We start from the raw sequence: 18644 nt of genomic DNA on the forward strand, positions 1-18644 counted from the left end.
GCCGCCCTCAGCGGTCGGGCGGGAACGTGGGCATCTCCGGCACCCGCGGGGGCACCGGCGGCACGGGGGGCACCGGCGTCGGCAACGGCACCGGTGTCGGCTCCGGTGGCACGGGGATCGCGGGCGCGGGCGGGACGGGGACGACGGGCCCGGGCGTCGGCTCCGGCAGGACGGAACTGGCCAGCACCGCACGGTAGATGGCGGCGGCCCGGGGGTTGTCGGTGCACAGCCACACGCCGTGTGGGCAGTAGTCCGTGATCGTGTTGTACAGCGGCTTGTGCTCGTCCATCCAGGCGAGCATGCGCAGCATGTACGTGACGTCGTCGCCGTTGCGGAACAGACCCCACTCCGGATACGAGATCGGCTTGTGGTGCTCCCGCGCGAAGTCCACGTGGAACTTCAGGCCGTAGGGCTCCGACACCTCCTCGTCGAACGACATTCCGTGCGGCTGGTCGTAGGAGTCCATGCCGACGATGTCGACGAAGTCGTCACCGGGATAGCACTTCGGCCATGGAATGGCGTCCGCGCCACGGTTCGGTGCGAAGTCGAACTTGAACTTCTGGCCGGGAATCGAGCGCATGACGGTGACGATGCGCCGCCAGTACCGGATCCAGTCCTCCGGGTCGGGGCCGCAGCGGTGGGTGTAGGTGACGCCGTTCATCTCCCAGCCGAGCACCAGGACCGTGTCCGTCGCGCCCAGGTCGACCAGGCGCTTTGCCAGCAGCCGGAAGTGCTCGTCGAACTCGCCCGCTGCGGCGCGCCGCAGCAGCCGTGCGACGGCGATGTCGGAGACCTGCGCCTCGTTGTGCTCCATCAGCGGGACGTTGAGCACGAGGAGCCGGTCGGGCTTGGCCAGCCGCCACTTGGCCCAGCTGTCGAGGAAGCCGTAGCCGCCCTCGATGTTCTCCCAGACGTCGCCCGGCAGATAGGTGTGCCCCACGCGCAGCTCGGTACCGCCCAGCCAACCGCTGAACTCCTTCAGACGCACCAGCCCTTCGGGCTCGGAGTCGAGGAACGCGCCGAACGCGGCGCGCCGCACGTCCGCCACCGCGTAGGAGCGGGTGATGTCCGCGGGCGCGGGCGTGGGGTCCGGTGCGCCCGGCACCACGGGCATGGCGCGCCGCGCATCGGGGTGCCGGGCGGCATCGGCCGGGGAGGCCGGGCCCCAGGCGAGAGCTGCTGACGCGATCGCTCCGGCGGTGATGAGCGCCAGCCGCCTGTGGGCGGACCGGCGGCGATGAGGGGTCATTCATCCTCCTTTGCCGCAATTCCGCACATTAATGACACACAGTCATATATCACTTAATTGCACCACTTGAGGCGGGTGGCCGGACATGGATCACCCGCATGAGTGACCTGGTCGGGCCGTCAGCCGCCGTACAGCGCCTCGATCTCCTCCGCGTACGCCGCCGTCACGGCGTGCCGCTTGATTTTCAACGAGGGGGTGAGCAAACCGTTGTCCTCCGTGAACTCGCCCTCGACCAGGGTGAAGGCACGGACCGACTCGGCGCGGGAGACGGCCTCGTTGGCGTAGTCCACGGCCTTCTGGACGTCGGCGCGCATCCGCGGATCCCGGACGACCTCCGACATCGGGGTGTCCGCCGGCAGCTTGCGGACCGTCAGCCAGTGGGCGACGGACTCGGGATCGAGGGTGATCAGGGCGGCGACGAAGGGGCGGTTGTCACCGACGACGATGCACTGGCCGATCGGCGGGCGGCTGCGCAGCCGGTCCTCCAGTACGGCCGGGGAGACGTTCTTGCCGCCGGAGGTGACGAGGATGTCCTTCTTGCGGCCGGTGATGGTGAGGTAGCCGTCCTCGTCGAGAGCGCCGAGATCACCGGTCGCGAACCACTCGTCCCGCAGTACGGCGTCGGTGGCGGCCGGGTTGTTCCAGTACGCGCCGAAGACGACGCCGCCCTTGATGAGCACCTCCCCGTCGTCGGCGATGCGCACCGCGGTGCCGGGGACCGGCACGCCGACCGTGCCCGGGCGGGGCTTGAGCGGCGGGACGATCGTGGCGGCCGCGCTCGTCTCCGTCAGGCCGTAGCCCTCGTAGACGATGATTCCGGCGGCGTAGAAGAACAGGTTGAGGTTGCGGTCGAGCGGGGAGCCGCCGCTGATCGCGTAGCGCATGCGGCCGCCGAGTTCCTTGCGCACGCGGCGGTAGACCAGCAGGTCGTACAGGGCCCAGGCGGCGTAGAGGGCGGGGCCGGGCCCCTTGCCCGTCTCCAGGAACTTGTTCAGGTACGCCTGGCCGAAGCGGACGCCGATGCGGTCCGCGCGGTCGAAGGAGGCGCCGCGGCCGATCTTCTCGGCGGTCGCACGACCCGTGTCGTGGATCTTCTCGAAGAGGTACGGGACGCCGACGAGGAAGGTCGGGCGGAACTCCTTGAGGGCGGGGCGGAGTTCGTCGGGCCTGATGCTCGGGCAGTGGCCGATCTCGATACGGGCCATCAGGCAGGCGATCTGCAGGGTGCGGCCGAGGATGTGGGCGAGCGGGAGGAAGAGGAGGGTGGAGGCGACCTGGCGGGTGACCTCCTTGAAGATGGGGTGGAGCAGCTCGACCGTGTTGGCGGCCTCGGCGTGCAGGTTGGCGTGGGTGAGGACGCAGCCCTTCGGTTTGCCGGTGGTGCCGGAGGTGTAGCAGATCGTCGCGGTCGTGCCGGGGGTGAGCGCGGCACGGCGCTTGGTGACCTCCTCGTCGGGGAGGTGGCGGCCGAGGAGGGTGAGGTCGGACATGGCAGCTTCGTCCAACTGCCAGATCCGCGGCTGCCGTTCGTGCCGGGCCGTACCCGTTGTCACCGTGGCGGCGTTCTCGGCGGTCTCGGTGACCACGAAGCGGGCGTCGGAATCCCGGACGATCCACTCCACCTGCTCGGCGGAGGATGTGGCGTAGATCGGGACCGTCTGGCCGCCCGCCGCCCAGATCGCGAAGTCCAGGACCGTCCACTCGTAGCGGGTACGGGACATGACGGCGACCCGGCCGCCGGGTTCGAGACCGGCGGCGATCAACCCCTTGGCCACGGCGGTGACTTCGTGGGCGAAGGCGGCCGCGGTCACCGGCTGCCAGGCGCCGTTGTCGTGTTTGCGGCGCAGCACCACGGCATCGGGGGCCTCGGCCGCGTTGGTGAAGGGCAGGTCGGCGGTGCTGCCGATGGTCGGGCGCGGGGCGAGGGCGGGGGTGCGGGCCTCGCGGACGACTCCGTCCTCGTCCCTGACGACCTCGACCCTGGTGCGGGACGCAAGGTCGGTGCGCCGTTTTGCCCTTTTCAGGTCCTTGCGTACGCCCATGACGGCTCCCGGTCGGCTCGGACTGGCAGGTCAACTTACTCGTAAGTAAGGAAAGGTCAATGGGGCGGTGGTGAGTGGACTGACGTTCTAGCCCTGACTGCGGTCGGCCTGGTCAATCGCGTCCGCGAGCTGCTGTACGTCCTTGTCCTCGGTCTTGGCCGCCAGCTTCTCGGCGCGGTCGTGGAGTTTGCTGAGGCCTGGGGCGCCGGGGAGGGAGCGCCGGCGTTCGTCGCCCTGGCGGAGGGCGTCGGCGAAATACGCGGCGACGGCGGTGACCTGGAAGCGGGGGCTCGCCTCCCAGAGGGAGCCGTTCAGGGCGCCGGTCTCCAGTTCGCCGGACTTCTCGTGCGGGTCGCGGGTGTGGGGGTCGAGCCAGCGGACGGTGGTGGTGGCGAGGTGGCCGTCGGCGCCCGGCCTGGTGCGGACGGCATACAGGGCGGTGACCGTGTGGCCGGGGCCGACCTCGCCGCCGTCGACGCGGTCGTTGCGGAAGTCGTTGTCGGCGACCCGGCGGTCGTCGTAGCCCACGAGGCGGAACTCGGCGACCGTGGCGGGGTCGAAGGCGACCTGGGCCTTGGCGTCGCGGGCGGTCAGGTCGATGTTCTGCGGGAGCTGCTCGCAGAAGACCTTGCGGGCGTCGCCCTCCCCCGACACGTACACGGTGTGGCCGTCGCCCTTGTCCGCGAGGCGTTCCATGAGGGCGTCGCCGTAGTCGCTGCCGACGCCGACGCCGAAGAGGGTGATGCCGTACTCGCGGCGGGCCGAGGAGATGCGGTCCAGGATGGAGTCCGGGTCGGTGTCGCCGTCGTTGGCGAGGGCGTCCGAGATGAGGACGACGCGGTTGGTGGCGTTCTTGCGGCGGCCCTCGACGGCGGTGGCGTAGCCGGTCTCGACGCCCGCGCCGAGGTTGGTGGAGTAGGTCGGCTCCAGACCGTCGATCGCTTCGTGGATCTCGCCCCGGTGACCGCCGAGGCGGGTCAACGGCAGGACCTGCTCGGCCTTCTCGCTGAAGGTGACGATGGCGACCGAGTCGTCGTCGCGCAGCCGGTCCGTCATCGTGTCGAGGGACTTCTGGGCGAGGTCGAGCCGGCCGGGCTCCGACATGGAGCCGGAGATGTCGATGACGAACGTGAGGGCAGCGGGCGGGCGTTCGCCGGTCTCGGCGGCCGGGCGGGTGGCGAGACCCACGCGGACCAGGGACCAGTTCTTCTCGTCGGTGCGGGCGCCGTCGACGGTGACCGTGAAGCCGTTGCCGTCGGGGCGTTCGTAGTCCTGGCGGAAGCTGTTGACGAACTCCTCGGGGCGGATGGTCGACGGGTCGGGGCGCTGCCCGGCGGCGAGGGTGCGGCGGGCGTAACCGTAGGACGCGGTGTCGACGTCGAGGGCGAAGGTGGAGAGGTAATCGGCGGACGGGGAGGGGGCAAAGGACGGGCTTGCGTAGGAGTTCTCGCCGTCCTGGGCACCGGCCGTCGGGGCGGCCGGCGCCGGGAAGCCGGTCCGGTGCGAGCCGTCCGAGGCCTTGTTGCTGCTGTCGGAGCCGCCGCCCGTCCCGCAGGCCGTGAGCAGCAGCCCCCCGGTCGCCGCGAGGGCGAGGACGGCGGCGCGCAGCCGCCGGGTTCGGTCGTGTGGCATGCCCGGCCGTGGTGTTCGGTACCGCTCCATCTTCCGTGCCCCCTTGGTGTGTTGACGCCGACGTCTGTGACTGTGACGGCGCAGGGGGTCGGAATGTGCGGCACGGGGCGTTGCGGATGCATCTCAAGACGGCCACGATCATGGCCGGTCGAGACCGGTGGGTGATCCTCCGTTGACCTAGGACACCACGTCCTTGCGGGCGAAACCCCGGAAGGCCAGGGCGAACAGCACGAGCGCGTACGTTATGGAAATCGCCGTGCCCTGGATCATGCCGGACCACTCGGGGTGCGGCTGGACGGCGTCCGCCCAGGCGAACTGCCAGTGCGCGGGCAGGAAGTCACGCCAGTGGCCGAGGGCCGTCACGGCGTCCAGGACATTGCCGACGATGGTGAGTCCGACCGCGCCGCCGACCGCGCCGAGGGGCGCGTCCGTCTTCGTCGAAAGCCAGAACGCCAGCCCGGCGGTGACCAGTTGGGACACGAAGATGAACGCCACGACCACCAGCAGGCGCTGGGCCGCCGTCCCCGAGTCCAGCGCGCCGCCGGTGGGGATCTGCAGCGGGCCCCAGCCGTAGGCGGCGGTGCCCACGGCCAGTGCCACCACCGGGAGCAGGATCATCGCGGCCAGGCTGAGGCCGAGTCCGACGACGAGCTTGGACCACAGCAGGCGTGCCCGTGGGACGGGGGCGGCCAGCAGGTAGCGCAGGGAGGACCAGCTCGCCTCGGACGCCACCGTGTCCCCGCAGAACAGGGCGACCGGGATGACGAGCAGGAAGCCCGCGGAGACGAAGAGGTTGACGGCGGCGAAGTTGGCTCCCGACGCGGTGGCCGTGTCCATCAGCGTCACCTGGCCGTTGCGGCCGCTCGGGTCGCCGCCGATCGCGAAGGCGATCAGCAGCACGAACGGCAGCGCGGCGAGGATCCCCGCCATGATCAGCGTCCGGCGCCGCTTCAGCTGCCGGACCAGCTCCACCCGCAGGGGCAGGGTGCGGCCGGCCCGGTAACCGGAGGCGGCGTGAAGGGGGTCGGTGTGCCCGGCCAGCGTGCTCATGCGGAACCTCCGATCAGGGTGAGGAAGGCGTCCTCCAGGCGGCGGTGGGGGCCGAGCGATGCGACGGGGACTTCCAGGCGCACCAGCTCCACCAGGAGCTGGGCGGGGCCTGTGCGCGTGGCTACCGCCGGTTCGGAGGTGAGTGCCGTGGTTTGCCGTCGACCGTCCGCGGGTTCGTCGTGGCCGGTCGCGCAGTTCCCCGCGCCCCTTACCAGAGCTGCCGCACCGGCGGCGACGTCGCTGACCCCGTTCACGCCGGCCCTCTCGGCGGGCGCCAGGCGCACCAGCAGACCACCATCCGTCCGTACCGCCGACTCGACGCCCGGTAGTGCCGCCACCTTCTCGATCAGTGGGTCGGGGATGTCGGCCGCCAGGCCGACGAGGAGGGTGTCGCCGGAGCCGATGATCTCGGCGACCGGGCCCGCCTGGACCAGGCGGCCGCGGTCCATGACGACCAGGTGGGTGCAGGACTGTTCGACCTCTGCCAGGAGGTGGCTGGAGACGATCACGGTGCGGCCGGCCGCCGCGTAGCGGATCAGCACCTCGCGCATCTCGCGGATCTGGGGCGGGTCGAGGCCGTTGGTCGGTTCGTCGAGGATGAGCAGGTCCGGGAGGCCGAGCATGGCCTGGGCGATGGCCAGGCGCTGGCGCATGCCCTGGGAGTAGGTGCGGACCGCACGAGCCAGTGCGTCGCCGAGGCCCGCGATCTCCAGTGCCTCGTCCAGGTGGGCGTCCTCGGGCGGACGGCCGGTCGCCTGCCAGTACAGCTCCAGGTTCTCGCGGCCGGACAGGTGCGGGAGGAAGCCCGCGCCCTCCACGAACGCGCCGACCCGGGACAGGACCGGGGCGCCGGGGCGGATCGCCTGGCCGAAGACGCGGATCTCGCCGCCGTCCGGCCTGATCAGGCCCATCAGCATGCGAAGAGTCGTCGTCTTGCCCGCGCCGTTGGGACCGAGGAGGCCGAGCACCTGGCCCTTCTCCACGCGGAAGGACAGGTCCCGTACCGCGTAACGGTCCGCCGACCTTGCGTACCGCTTGCTCAAGTCCGTGATCTGGAGCGGGACTTCGGCCAGCTCGGGGGACGGCGGCGCGGCGATCGTGCGGCGTCGGCCCGTCAGCAACAGGGCCAGGGCGAGCACCGCGCCGGCCAGCGGGAGCCACCACACCCAGGACGGCAGCGGGGCGGCCGCGGTCGTCACGCCGGGTGCCGTCGGCACCTTCAGATCGCCCTTGAGGGAGACGGTGTACGTCGCCGGGGCGGCCGGGGAGGCATAGCCGAGGTCGGTGGAGGCGAGGACCAGGCGCAGCCGGTGGCCCTGCTCGACCTCGTGGTCGACGGCCGGGAGCGTGATCGTCACGTCCTTGCCGGACTTCGCGCCCTCGACGCGGACCGGGGCCACCAGCTGCGAGGGCAGCACGGGCGTGCCGCCGCCGGGGCCGACGTCGTACACCTTCCCGAACAGCACGGCGTCGTCGCTCGTCGACTTCACGTGGACAGTGACCGTCGGCGATCCGGTGATCCGCAGGCCGCTGCTCACCGGCGCCGACTCGAACCTGGCGAACTGGCCGGGGAAGTCCAGCGAGACCCCGACACCGAGCGAGGACAGCTGGGCGAGGCCGCCGGAGCCGCCGAGGCCGGGCAGGGCGGAGACGGCGGGCGGGCTGGCACCCGCCGGGTTGGCGAAGCTCTGCTGCGAGCCCCTGAGGCGCACGGAGCGCTGTCCGCTCTCCAGGCCCGGGTACGTGTCGTCGGCCGCTCCCCGCAGGACGGCCGCGCCGTCCGTGGAGTTGACGCCTCCGGTGCGGGTGATGCGGAAGGCCGGGCCCGTGTCCGTGCCCTTCTCGTCCTTGAGGTACTGGTCGAACCACGCACGCACGCGTGTCTGGACGCGGCTCGCCTCCATGTCTCCGCCGTCGTGCCCGCCGGCGATCCAGTCGACGTCGACCGGGGCGCCGTTCGCGCGGATGGCCTTCGCCGCCGCGTCCGCCTGGCCGAGCGGGAACAGGGAGTCCGTCTGGCCCTGCACCAGGAGCGTCGGCACCTTGATGCGGTCGGCGACGGCGGACGGGGAGCGGGCGGCCAGCAGCTCACGCGCCTGCGCGTCCGGCCTGCCCGACTCCGCGACCCGCTCGTACATCCGGCACAGCTCGGGCTGGAACCTGCCGCAGCCGCCGCCGGAGTTGATGAAGATGCCCGCCCACAGCTTCTTGAAGACGCCGTTCGGGAAGAGGGCGTCCGCCAGGTTCCAGTACGTGATCGCCGGGGCGATGGCGTCCACGCGGTGGTCGTACCCCGCTGCCAGCAGGGAGATCGCGCCGCCGTACGAGGCGCCTGCGACGCCCACGCGCGGGTCGCCGGGCTTGTCGAGCTGGACCTGGGGCTGCTTCGCCAGCCAGTCGATCAGCTTGGAGACGTCGGCGACCTCGCCCTTCGGGTCGTTCAGCCCGATCTTGCCGGTGGACTTCCCGAAACCGCGGGCCGACCAGGTGAGCACCGCGTAACCGTCTCTCGCCAGGTCCTGCGCCTGCTGCCGGACGTCCTGCTTGCTGCCGCCGAAGCCGTGGGCGAGCAGCACGGCGGGACGGCGTGCGCCGCTTGGGCCGGAGGTGAAGTACGCGGTGTCGATGCGGACGCCGTCCACGGCCATGACCCGGTCGGTTTCCTGTACCCGGGCCTTCTTGTCCGAGGCGACGGCCGTCCACGTTCCCGCGCCTGCGAGTACGACGACGGCGGCCCCGGCGGCCAGTAGCCTCCGGGGCCTCCGAAGCAGCCCGCGCAGGCGGGGCGGTCGAAGATCCATGACTCAACGGTACGGGGCGTCTCTGACAGTCGGAGCAGACCGTGGGGTGAACCTGGGGCCGACTGTGTACCGCAGTTGGTGTACGGCTACGAGCTCGGTTGCTCCTGTTGTTTGCCGGGTGCGGGTTCGTTGAGGCTTGTCGCGCCCACGCGGCGGAGCCGCATATCGATACAGCCCCGCGCCCCTTAAGCCCGCTGGTCCTCCGGAATCGAGACGAGCCACCGGGAGTCGCGGCGGGGGCGGAGGTAGAAGGCCCAGTACAGGGTGGCCACCGCCGTGATGCCGCCCGTCCACAGGAGGTAGCTCGTCTCCTGCTGACTGAGGATGTAGGCCAGGACCGCGATCAGCAGGATCGGCATTGCGGGCCACAAGGGCATGCGCCAGGCGGGGGTGTGCTTGTGGGGGCCGCGGCGGGAGAGGAGGGCGGCGACTGCGACCAGGAGGTACATGCCCGTCACCGAGACGCCCGTGACGCCGTACAGGGTGTCCAGGTTCACGAAGCAGAGCAGGGCGCCCGGGACTCCGACGGCGAGGGTGGCGACCCACGGGGAGCCGAAGCGGCCGAGCTTGGCGAAGACGTTGTTGACCGGCTCCGGCCAGGCCTTGTCGCGGGCCGAGGCGAACAGGACACGGGAGTTCTGGATGACCATGACGATGCCCGCATTGATGATCGCGAGAGCCACGCAGAGGCTGACGAAGGTGCCGACCGCGGAGTTGGACCAGGCGGTGACCATGGAGCTGATGTCGCCGCCGGTCAGCGTGGAGAGGTCCGAGGCGCCCATGGTGATCGCCACCACCGGGACCAAAATGATCACCGTCGAGATGGCGAGGGTGGCCAGGACCGTACGGGCGACGTTGCGGCGCGGGTGCTCCAGTTCCTCGGAGAGGTAGACGGCGGTCGAGAAGCCCTGGGTGACGAACAGGGCGATCGCCAGGCCCGACACCACCAGCATCGCCGTCACCGTGTCCGTGTGGCCGCCGGAGCCCGCCACCTTCATGGAGACCAGGCTCCCGGCGCCCCGCTCACTGTGTGCGAAGCCCAGGACCGCCACCACGGCCGCCGCGATGACCTCCAGGACCAGGAAGATGCCGGTGATCCAGGCGTTGGCCCGCAGGTCGAGCAGACCGGCGAGGGTCGCCAGGAGCATGACTCCCGCGCCCGCGAGCGCCGGGTCCAGGTGCACCACCGGTGCCAGGTAGTCCGCCGTGCCCATCGCGATCACCGGCGGGACGATCATGACGACCAGCAGGGAGAGGACGAAGACGAGCCAGCCCGCGAGCCGTCCGGCCATCGTCGAGACCATCGCGTACTCGCCGCCCGCGCTGGGGATGAGCGTGCCCAGCTCCGAGTAGCAGAACGCCACGGCGATACAGAGGAGGGAGCCGATGGCGATCGTCAGGGCGGTGGCGGTGCCGAGCGAGCCGAACAGATCCGGGACGACCACGAAGAGCGTGGAGGCCGGGGTCACGCAGGAGAGGGTGAGGAGCGTGCCGCCGACCACCCCGATGGAGCGTTTGAGGGCCTTGGGGCTGCTGTCCGCCGCCTCTGGGACGGCGGTGTCGACAGGGCGGAGCATGTCGGTCATACGGCGGATTTCCGATCGACTCGTGCGGATGCCTCCGGCGGCTGGGTGGCTGCATGGAATCCCGACGAAAACCAGCGCGTCAATACCTGTTTACCTACGGAATCCGTAGATCAGAAGGCCCTTTGATCGCGAATACGGCACTCTACGCCTGTCGACTCTCCGATTTGGGCCCGTACGGGAACCGTAGCCCGTGCGCACAAAAAAACAGGGCCGTCCGTATGACGGACGGCCCTGTCGGGGCTTTCACACCGTGATCAGTGGTTGCGCGGGAAGCCCAGGTCGACGCCGGAGGGGGCGTCGGCGGGGTCGGGCCAGCGGGTGGTGACGACCTTGCCGCGGGTGTAGAAGTGCGTGCCGTCGTTGCCGTAGATGTGGTGGTCGCCGAAGAGGGAGTCCTTCCAGCCGCCGAAGCTGTGGTAGCCGACGGGGACCGGGATCGGGACGTTCACGCCGACCATGCCGGCCTCGATCTCCAGCTGGAAGCGGCGGGCGGCGCCGCCGTCCCGGGTGAAGATCGCGGTGCCGTTGCCGAACGGCGAGGCGTTGATCAGCGCCACGCCCTCCTCGTAGGTGTCCACGCGCAGGACGCACAGCACCGGGCCGAAGATCTCGTCCTGGTAGGCCTTCGCGGACGTGGGCACCTTGTCGAGGAGCGAGATGCCGATCCAGTGGCCGTCCTCGAAGCCCTCGACCGTGTAGCCGGTGCCGTCGAGCACGACCTCGGCGCCCTCGGCCGCCGCGCCCGAGACATACGACGCCACCTTGTCGCGGTGCACCTTCGTGATGAGCGGGCCCATCTCGGAGGTCGGGTCGTTGCCGGGGCCGATCTTGATCTTCTCGGCGCGCTCGCGGATCTTGTCCACCAGCTCGTCGCCGATGGAGCCGACCGCGACGACCGCGGAGATGGCCATGCAGCGCTCGCCCGCGGAGCCGTAGGCGGCCGAGACGGCGGCGTCCGCGGCCGCGTCCAGATCGGCGTCCGGCAGGACCAGCATGTGGTTCTTGGCGCCGCCCAGGGCCTGCACTCGCTTGTGGTTCGCGGCGGCCGTGGTGTGGATGTAGCGGGCGATCGGGGTGGAGCCGACGAACGACACCGCCTTGACGTCCGGGTGCTCCAGGAGGCGGTCGACGGCCACCTTGTCGCCGTGCACGACGTTGAAGACGCCGTCGGGCAGCCCGGCCTCGGCCAGCAGCTCGGCGATCTTGATGGAGGCCGACGGGTCCTTCTCGGACGGCTTCAGCACGAAGGTGTTGCCGGTTGCGATGGCGATCGGGAACATCCACATCGGGACCATCGCGGGGAAGTTGAACGGCGTGATGCCGGCGACCACACCGAGCGGCTGCCGGATCGAGGAGACGTCCACGCGGCTGGCGACCTCGGTCGACAGCTCACCCTTCAGCTGCACCGTGATCCCGCAGGCCAGGTCCACGATCTCCAGGCCGCGCGCGACCTCACCGAGCGCGTCTGAGTGCACCTTGCCGTGCTCGGCGGTGATCAGCTCGGCGATCGCGTCCCGGTTCGCCTCAAGGAGCGCCCGGAACTTGAACAGGATCGTGGTCCGCTTGGCGAGCGAGGAGGTGCCCCAGGTCGCGAACGCGTCCTTGGCAGCGGCCACGGCCGCGTCGACCTCGTCGACCGACGCGAAGGCGACCTTCGTGGTGACGGCGCCGGTCGCCGGGTCGGTGACCGGCCCGTACGTGCCCGACGCGCCTTCGACGGTCTTGCCGCCGATCCAGTGGTTGACGATCTTCGTCATGCCCAGTTGCTCCTTCACAGATGGCGGCGTCGGGTCGAGACGTGCCGTTCGTACAGCTCGCGGGCCTTCACCGCAGACGGTCGGGTCGCGGTCTCGGCCACAGGTACATCCCACCAGGCCTGCGCGGGCGGCGGGCCCGACACAGTGTCGGCCGTTTCGGTCTCGACGTAGACACATGTGGGTGTGTCGGCGGTGCGCGCCTCGGCGAGCGCCGCCCGCAGGTCCGCCACGGTCTTCGCGCGCAGCACGCGCATGCCCAGACTGGCGGCGTTGGCGGCGAGATCCACGGGCAGCGGCGCCCCCGTGTACGTACCGTCGTCCGACTGGAAGCGGTACGCGGTGCCGAACCGCTCGCCGCCCACCGACTCGGACAGGCCGCCGATGGACACGTACCCGTGGTTCTGGATGAGGAGGACCTTGATCGCGATGCCCTCCTGTACGGCGGTCACGATCTCCGTCGGCATCATCAGGTACGTGCCGTCGCCGACCAGCGCCCATACGGGCCGGTCCGGGGCGGCCAGTTTCACGCCGATCGCGGCGGGGATCTCGTAGCCCATGCAGGAGTAGCCGTACTCCAGGTGGTACTGGTCCCGCGACCGCGCCCGCCAGAGTTTGTGCAGGTCGCCGGGGAGGGAGCCGGCCGCGTTGATGATCACGTCCGACTCGTCCACCAGCGCGTCCAGGGCGCCGAGGACCTGCGGCTGCGTCGGGCGTACGTCCGGCTCGTCGGCCTCGTAGCAGGCGTCGACGCGCTGTTCCCAGCGCTCCTTGTCCTCGGTGTACTCGGTGACGTAGGAGGCCGCGACCTCGTGGGCATGCGTGTCGAGGGCCGCCGTCAGCTCCTGGAGGCCGCTGCGGGCGTCCGCGATCAGGGGCAGACCGGCGAGCTTGTGGCCGTCGAAGGGCGCGATGTTGAGGTTGAGGAAGCGCACGCCCTCGCCGGTGAAGAGGGTCCCGGAGGCCGTGGTGAAGTCCGTGTACCTGGTCCCCACGCCGATCACCAGGTCGGCGGTGCGGGCGAGTTCGTTCGCGGTGGCCGTGCCGGTGTGGCCGATCCCGCCGACGTCCTGGGGATGGTCGTGGCGCAGGGAGCCCTTGCCGGCCTGGGTGGAGGCGACCGGTATGCCCGTGGTACCGGCGAACTCGGCGAGGGCCTCCTCGGCGCGGCTGTGGTGGACGCCGCCGCCGGCGATGACGAGCGGCCTGCGCGCGGACCTGATCGCCCGTACGGCCTCGGCGAGTTCGGCCGGGTCGGCGCCCGGGCGGCGTACGACCCAGGTGCGCTCGGCGAAGAACTCGTCCGGCCAGTCGTGGGCCTCCGCCTGGACGTCCTGCGGGAGGGCCAGGGTCACGGCGCCGGTCTCGACGGGGTCGGTCAGCACACGCATGGCGTTCAGGGCCGACGGGATCAGGGCTTCCGGCCGGGTGATGCGGTCGAAGTACCTCGACACCGGGCGCAGGCTGTCGTTGACCGACACATCGCCGGCGTAGGGGACTTCGAGCTGCTGGAGCACCGGGTCGGCGGGGCGGGTGGCGAAGACGTCGCCGGGGAGGAGCAGCACCGGGAGGTGGTTGACGGTCGCCAGAGCCGCGCCCGTGACCAGGTTCGTGGCGCCCGGACCGATGGAGGTCGTCACCGCGTGGGTGGAGAGCCGGCCCGACTGCCTCGCGTAGCCGACCGCCGCGTGCACCATGGCCTGTTCGTTGCGGCCCTGGTGGTAAGGCATGTCGTCGGCGTACTCGATGAGTGCCTGGCCGATTCCGGCGACGTTGCCGTGGCCGAAGATGCCCCAGGTGGCGCCGATCAGCCGCTGCCGGACGCCGTCGCGCTCGGTGTACTGGGCCGACAGGAAGCGGACGAGTGCCTGCGCGACCGTGAGCCTCGTCGTTGAGGACGTCATCGGTAACCCTCCGTATGTTCCGGATGGAAGCAGATCCGCCACTCCCGCGTCTCCCCGGGCCCCGCCATGACATTGAGGTAGTACATGTCGTGGCCGGGCTGGGCGATGGACGGGCCGTGCCATCCGTCGGGGACGAGGACGGCATCGCCGGAGCGGACCTCCGCGAGGACGTCCGATCCGCCCTCACGGGAGGGAGATACGCGCTGATAGCCGAAACCGTTCGGGCCGTCGATCTCGAAGTAGTAGATCTCCTCCAGCTCGGCTTCCACGCCGGGCCGGTGCTCGTCGTGCTTGTGGGGCGGGTACGAGGACCAGTTGCCGCCGGGGGTGATCACCTCGACGGCGATGAGCTTGTCGCAGTCGAAGGCGTCAGCAGAGGCGAAGTTGCGGACGTGCCGCAACTGGGTGCCGCTGCCGCGTTCTTCGACGGGGACCTCCGGCGCGGGGCCGTAGCGGGCGGGGAGTCGTCGCTCGCACTTCGCTCCTGCCAGGGCGAAGCGGCCTCCCGCGCCGGAGGCGATCTGGACCCGGGCGTCACGGGGTGCGTACGCGAAGTCGGAGACCGACGCGAACACGCTGTCCCTGCCCAGGAGTTGGAACTCTTCGTCCGTGGTGCCGTCGGCTGTCCGCACGGTACATGCGCCCTGCAGCGGAAGCACGATCCACTCACTGTCGCCGGTGGTGAAGGTGTGCGTACCACCCGGCTCCAGCTCGACGATCCGCAGGCTGCAGTACGCCCAGCCGGCCCGCTTGGGGTCGATGTCGAGCGCGTGGTCTGCGTCCGCGGTGGTGCCCCGCGCGACGTACAGGTCGTTGCCGGTCATGCGGCCCTCACAGCAGTCCTACGGCGGTGTCCACGGCGGCGGCCACATCGCCGTCCGCCGGGTACAGCAGCGAACGGCCGACCACCAGGCCGCGCACGGTGGGGAGTTGGAGGGCGCCGCGCCACTTCTCGTACGCGCCGTCCTGGTCGTCGCCGACCTCGCCGCCCAGGAGGACGGCGGGGAGGGTGGACGTCTCCATGACCTCGGCCATGTCGTCGGGGTTCTCGGTGACCGGCAGCTTGAGCCAGGTGTAGGCCGAGGTGCCGCCCAGCCCGGACGCGATGGCGATGGACTTGGTGACCGCCTCCGCCGAAAGGTCGTTCTTGAGCCGGCCCTCGTCCGTGCGGCGGCTGATGAACGGCTCGACGAAGACGGGGAGTCTGCGCGCGGCCATGTCGTCGATGGCGCGGGCGGTGGACTCCAGGGTGGTGAGGGAGCCCGGGTCGTCGTAGTCGATGCGCAGGAGCAGCTTGCCGGCGTCGAAGCCGAGGCGCTCGATGTCCTCGGCGCGGTGGCCGGTGAAGCGGTCGTCGAGCTCGAAGCTGGCGCCCTGGAGGCCGCCGCGGTTCATCGAGCCCATGACGACCTTGCCCTCGAGGGCGCCGAGCAGCAGCAGGTCGTCGAGGATGTCGGCGGTGGCGAGGACGCCGTCGACGCCGGGGCGGGAGAGCGCCAGGCAGAGGCGTTCCAGCAGGTCGGCGCGGTTGGCCATGGCGAACCTGCGGTCGCCGACACCGAGCGCGCCGCGCGCCGGGTGGTCGGCGGCGACGATCATCAGACGACCGGAGTCGCCGAGCAGCGGCCTGCGGGTGCGGCGGGCGGCGGCCTCCGCTATCGCCTCGGGGCGGTGGGCACGGATGCGGACGAGTTCACCGACGTCCACGGTCGGGGGTGCGGCTGCGGGCTCGCTCCTCGGAACCACGGTCATGCCCAGGCAGCCCGTGTCGTCCGTCTCGTCCACGCCCTGTCGGCGCTTGCGGGTACTCACAGCACTGCTCCGGCCTTGAGGGCGGCTTCGATCTCGTCCGGCGTCGGCATGGCGGAGGAGCACTCCAGGCGGGAGGCGACGATCGCGCCGGCCGCGTTGGCGTGCCGCATGATCGTCTCCAGGTCCCAGCCCTCCAGCAGACCGTGGCAGAGGGAGCCGCCGAAGGCGTCGCCGGCGCCGAGGCCGTTGAGGACGTTCACCGGGAGGGGCGGGACCTCGGCGGACTCGCCCTTGCTGTTGACGGCGAGGACGCCCTTGGGGCCCTGCTTGACGACGGCGAGTTCGACGCCCGCGTCCAGCAACGCCTGCGCGGCGGCCTGCGGTTCACGCACTCCGGTGGCGACCTCCACCTCGTCGAGGTTGCCGACCGCGACGGTGGTGTGGCGCAGGGCCTCCTGGTAGAAGGGGCGGGCTGCGGCGGCGGGGTCCCGCCAGGCTGTGTCTTTCCAAAACATCGGGCGCCAGTCGAGGTCGAAGACCGTCGTACCGGCCTTCGCGCGGTGGGCGAGCGCCGCGAGCGTCGCCGTACGGCTGGGCTCCTCGCTCAGGCCCGTGCCGGTGACCCAGAAGATGCGGGCGTCACGGATGGCGTCGAGGTCGAGCTCGTGGGCGTCTATCTCCAGGTCGGGAGCCTTGGGCTGCCGGTAGAAGTACAGCGGGAAGTCGTCCGGCGGGAAGATCTCGCAGAAGGTGACCGGGGTGGGCAGGCCAGGGACCGGGGTGACCCAGCGGTCGTCGACGCCGAAGCCCTGCAGGGCCTCGTGCAGGTAGGCGCCGAAGGGGTCGTCGCCGGTGCGCGTGATCACCGCCGTACGGCGGCCGAGGCGGGCCGCGGCGACCGCGACGTTCGTCGCGGAGCCGCCCAGGAACTTGCCGAAGCTCGTCACCTGCGGCAGCGGGACACCGGTCTGGAGCGGATACAGGTCCACTCCGATCCGCCCCATGGTGATCAGGTCGTACGCCATCGGCTTCCCTTCGTTACGGCTCTCCCCGCGTTTTTAGCCCCGCACGCGGAGCCCTGTCAATGTTTTGTCCAGACATTCGGACGAGACCTTGACAGCGCTTACCACGCACACGGAAGCTGGCCGGCATGACGTCGTTGTCACCCTCCTCTTCCTCACTGTCCCGCATCCGCATCGGGTCGGCCCCCGACTCCTGGGGTGTGTGGTTCCCCGACGACCCGCAGCAGGTCCCCTGGCAGCGCTTCCTCGACGAGGTCGCGCAGTCCGGCTACGAGTGGATCGAGCTGGGCCCGTACGGGTACCTGCCGACCGATCCGGCCGTCCTCAGGGAGGAGACCTCCCGGCGTGGCCTGAAGGTGTCGGCGGGGACCGTGTTCACGGGCCTGCACCACGGCGAGGCGGTCTGGGAGAAGACCTGGGCGCACGTCGCGGACAACGCGGTGCTCGCGCAGGCCATGGGTGCGTCCCATCTGGTGGTCATCCCGTCCTTCTGGCGGGACGACAAGACCGGTGAGGTGCTGGAGCCGGACACGCTGACGGCCGAACAGTGGCGGAATCTGACCTCTCTGACCGAGCGGCTCGGGCGGGAGGTGCGGGAGCGGTACGGGCTGCAGATCGTCGTCCATCCGCATGCCGACACTCATGTCGACAGCGAGGAGAACGTCGTCCGGTTCCTGGACGGGACGGACTCCGGGCTGGTGTCGCTGTGCCTGGACACGGGGCACTACGCGTACTGCGGTGGGGACAGCGTCAAGCTGATCGAGACGTACGGGGAGCGGATCGGGTATCTGCATCTGAAGCAGGTGGATCCGGAGATCCTCGCCGATGTCCGGGCCAACCAGGTGCCGTTCGGGCCTGCGGTGGCGCGAGGTGTGATGTGTGAACCGCCTGCCGGGGTGCCGGCGCTCGGCCCCGTCCTGGAGGCGGCTCAGAAGCTGGACGTGGATCTCTTCGCGATCGTCGAGCAGGACATGTATCCGTGTGAGCCTGACAAGCCGTTGCCTATTGCTCAGCGGACTCGGGCGTTTCTGCGGTCCTGTGGGGCCTGAGAGCGCCTGATCGTCTGCCCGGTTCGGTAGTTGTGCGAGTGCGGGTCGTTTGTGGCTTGTCGCGCCCACGCGACGGAGTCGCATATTGACACTGCCTCGCGCCCCTAAGGGGGTTGCAGCATGGGTGGATGACAAGTGCCGTGCAGGTTCGGTCGGGCGCCGGGGGAGGTCTCCGACGGCCCCGCCACGGGGAACCGGGGGAGCCGGTGGGCCGGGCCCGGCGATAGGGGTCTCCCCGGGCTCGAGCGAAGTCGAGAGTTTGGGGAAGGGTCCGGCCCACCTCGGCGATGTCAACGCACCACGCCTCTGAGCCCGCCCGCACGTTTGCAGCACTCGTGTCACAAACACCCCTTTCCTGTCACGGGTGTCGCATGTGCGCGAGGCTTGCGTCACACCCGTCCCACAGACCCTGCCCTCCCCTCACGCTCCGTCGTTGACCAGGCACAGATCTGTGATCGCCAGCGCAGCGCCCGGCTCCCCCGACGGCCGCCCCCGGCCGCCCCCGCGGTGCGCGCGGGGAGGTGCTACCCATGACCGACCGAAGGCTCTGGTCGTACAAGGAGATCGCGGCGCACATCAAGGTGCAGCCGGACACCGTGCGGTCCTACCGCAAGCACGGGCTGCTGCCGCCGCCCGACCACGTGGAGGGCGGCAAGCCCTTCTGGTACGCGGACACGGTCCGGGCCTGGGTCGCCTCCCGGCCCGGAAACCGCGGCCGCAGAGACGACGAGGCCCCTGACCACCCGGTCTCCTGAGCTCGCGGCCTCGCGGCCTTCTGGCCTCGTGAAAAACGACCTGTGCCC

General features: G+C 70.6%; 13 protein-coding genes. 2 read left to right on the forward strand and 11 right to left on the reverse strand.

The features are described 5' to 3' along the window. Nucleotides 1-7: 7 nt before the first annotated feature. The 11 genes from IH68_RS0115380 to iolC form a co-directional block, all read right to left on the reverse strand. A complete protein-coding gene (locus tag IH68_RS0115380; RefSeq protein ID WP_107057463.1) occupies nt 8-1249 on the reverse strand; it encodes a glycoside hydrolase family 26 protein in 1242 nt (413 codons plus the stop codon). Nucleotides 1250-1368: 119 nt separating this feature from the next. Beyond that, nucleotides 1369-3291 carry an AMP-dependent synthetase/ligase gene (locus tag IH68_RS0115385; RefSeq protein WP_030934789.1) on the reverse strand — a complete coding sequence of 641 codons (1923 nt, stop codon included), beginning with the start codon at nt 3289-3291 and terminating at the stop codon, nt 1369-1371. A gap of 87 nt (nt 3292-3378) precedes the next feature. Continuing rightward, complete coding sequence (locus IH68_RS0115390) at nt 3379-4953, reverse strand: YfbK domain-containing protein (RefSeq protein ID WP_030934792.1); 1575 nt, start codon at nt 4951-4953, stop codon at nt 3379-3381. Between the two features lie 147 nt (nt 4954-5100). Next, nucleotides 5101-5973 carry an ABC transporter permease gene (locus tag IH68_RS0115395; protein ID WP_030934793.1) on the reverse strand — a complete coding sequence of 291 codons (873 nt, stop codon included), beginning with the start codon at nt 5971-5973 and terminating at the stop codon, nt 5101-5103. After that, entirely contained in the window at nt 5970-8774 is a 2805-nt protein-coding gene (locus tag IH68_RS0115400; protein ID WP_030934794.1) for a CocE/NonD family hydrolase, read from the reverse strand. The genes IH68_RS0115395 and IH68_RS0115400 overlap by 4 nt, the downstream gene beginning before the upstream one ends. Before the next feature lie 185 nt (nt 8775-8959). Then, entirely contained in the window at nt 8960-10360 is a 1401-nt protein-coding gene (locus IH68_RS0115405) for an APC family permease (protein ID WP_030934810.1), read from the reverse strand. 254 nt (nt 10361-10614) lie between these two features. Beyond that, the gene (gene mmsA, locus IH68_RS0115410) at nt 10615-12117 is read right to left on the reverse strand and encodes a CoA-acylating methylmalonate-semialdehyde dehydrogenase (RefSeq protein ID WP_030934813.1); all 1503 of its coding nucleotides are present in this window, start codon (nt 12115-12117) and stop codon (nt 10615-10617) included. Between the two features lie 14 nt (nt 12118-12131). Continuing rightward, a complete protein-coding gene (iolD, locus tag IH68_RS0115415; protein ID WP_030934816.1) occupies nt 12132-14018 on the reverse strand; it encodes a 3D-(3,5/4)-trihydroxycyclohexane-1,2-dione acylhydrolase (decyclizing) in 1887 nt (628 codons plus the stop codon). Further along, complete coding sequence (gene iolB, locus IH68_RS0115420) at nt 14015-14842, reverse strand: 5-deoxy-glucuronate isomerase (protein ID WP_030934819.1); 828 nt, start codon at nt 14840-14842, stop codon at nt 14015-14017. Before iolB ends, iolD begins: the two co-directional genes overlap by 4 nt. Nucleotides 14843-14849: 7 nt before the next feature. Then, nucleotides 14850-15770, reverse strand: a complete 921-nt coding sequence (locus tag IH68_RS0115425; protein WP_051833455.1) for a Cgl0159 family (beta/alpha)8-fold protein — start codon at nt 15768-15770, stop codon at nt 14850-14852. A gap of 56 nt (nt 15771-15826) precedes the next feature. Next, entirely contained in the window at nt 15827-16795 is a 969-nt protein-coding gene (iolC, locus tag IH68_RS0115430) for a 5-dehydro-2-deoxygluconokinase (protein ID WP_030934823.1), read from the reverse strand. Between the two features lie 125 nt (nt 16796-16920). On the opposite strand from iolC, the gene IH68_RS0115435 reads away from it, so the two are divergent. Beyond that, nucleotides 16921-17841: a sugar phosphate isomerase/epimerase family protein gene (locus tag IH68_RS0115435; protein WP_030934826.1), complete on the forward strand. Its 921-nt coding sequence runs from the start codon at nt 16921-16923 to the stop codon at nt 17839-17841. Between the two features lie 530 nt (nt 17842-18371). Further along, the gene (locus tag IH68_RS0115440; RefSeq protein WP_030934829.1) at nt 18372-18596 is read left to right on the forward strand and encodes a helix-turn-helix transcriptional regulator; all 225 of its coding nucleotides are present in this window, start codon (nt 18372-18374) and stop codon (nt 18594-18596) included. Nucleotides 18597-18644: the final 48 nt, after the last annotated feature.

It is taken from the genome of Streptomyces sp. NRRL S-646, assembly GCF_000720765.1.
In the GTDB taxonomy this organism is placed as follows: Bacteria; Actinomycetota; Actinomycetes; order Streptomycetales; family Streptomycetaceae; genus Streptomyces.

Bases quoted from the DNA above. Each gene is read 5' to 3' on its own strand.
- IH68_RS0115380 (WP_107057463.1), bottom strand. From the start codon at position 1,249: ATGACCCCTCATCGCCGCCGGTCCGCCCACAGGCGGCTGGCGCTCATC.
- IH68_RS0115385 (WP_030934789.1), bottom strand. From the start codon at position 3,291: ATGGGCGTACGCAAGGACCTGAAAAGGGCAAAACGGCGCACCGACCTT.
- IH68_RS0115390 (WP_030934792.1), bottom strand. From the start codon at position 4,953: ATGGAGCGGTACCGAACACCACGGCCGGGCATGCCACACGACCGAACC.
- IH68_RS0115395 (WP_030934793.1), bottom strand. From the start codon at position 5,973: ATGAGCACGCTGGCCGGGCACACCGACCCCCTTCACGCCGCCTCCGGT.
- IH68_RS0115400 (WP_030934794.1), bottom strand. From the start codon at position 8,774: ATGGATCTTCGACCGCCCCGCCTGCGCGGGCTGCTTCGGAGGCCCCGG.
- IH68_RS0115405 (WP_030934810.1), bottom strand. From the start codon at position 10,360: ATGACCGACATGCTCCGCCCTGTCGACACCGCCGTCCCAGAGGCGGCG.
- mmsA (WP_030934813.1), bottom strand. From the start codon at position 12,117: ATGACGAAGATCGTCAACCACTGGATCGGCGGCAAGACCGTCGAAGGC.
- iolD (WP_030934816.1), bottom strand. From the start codon at position 14,018: ATGACGTCCTCAACGACGAGGCTCACGGTCGCGCAGGCACTCGTCCGC.
- iolB (WP_030934819.1), bottom strand. From the start codon at position 14,842: ATGACCGGCAACGACCTGTACGTCGCGCGGGGCACCACCGCGGACGCA.
- IH68_RS0115425 (WP_051833455.1), bottom strand. From the start codon at position 15,770: ATGACCGTGGTTCCGAGGAGCGAGCCCGCAGCCGCACCCCCGACCGTG.
- iolC (WP_030934823.1), bottom strand. From the start codon at position 16,795: ATGGCGTACGACCTGATCACCATGGGGCGGATCGGAGTGGACCTGTAT.
- IH68_RS0115435 (WP_030934826.1), top strand. From the start codon at position 16,921: ATGACGTCGTTGTCACCCTCCTCTTCCTCACTGTCCCGCATCCGCATC.
- IH68_RS0115440 (WP_030934829.1), top strand. From the start codon at position 18,372: ATGACCGACCGAAGGCTCTGGTCGTACAAGGAGATCGCGGCGCACATC.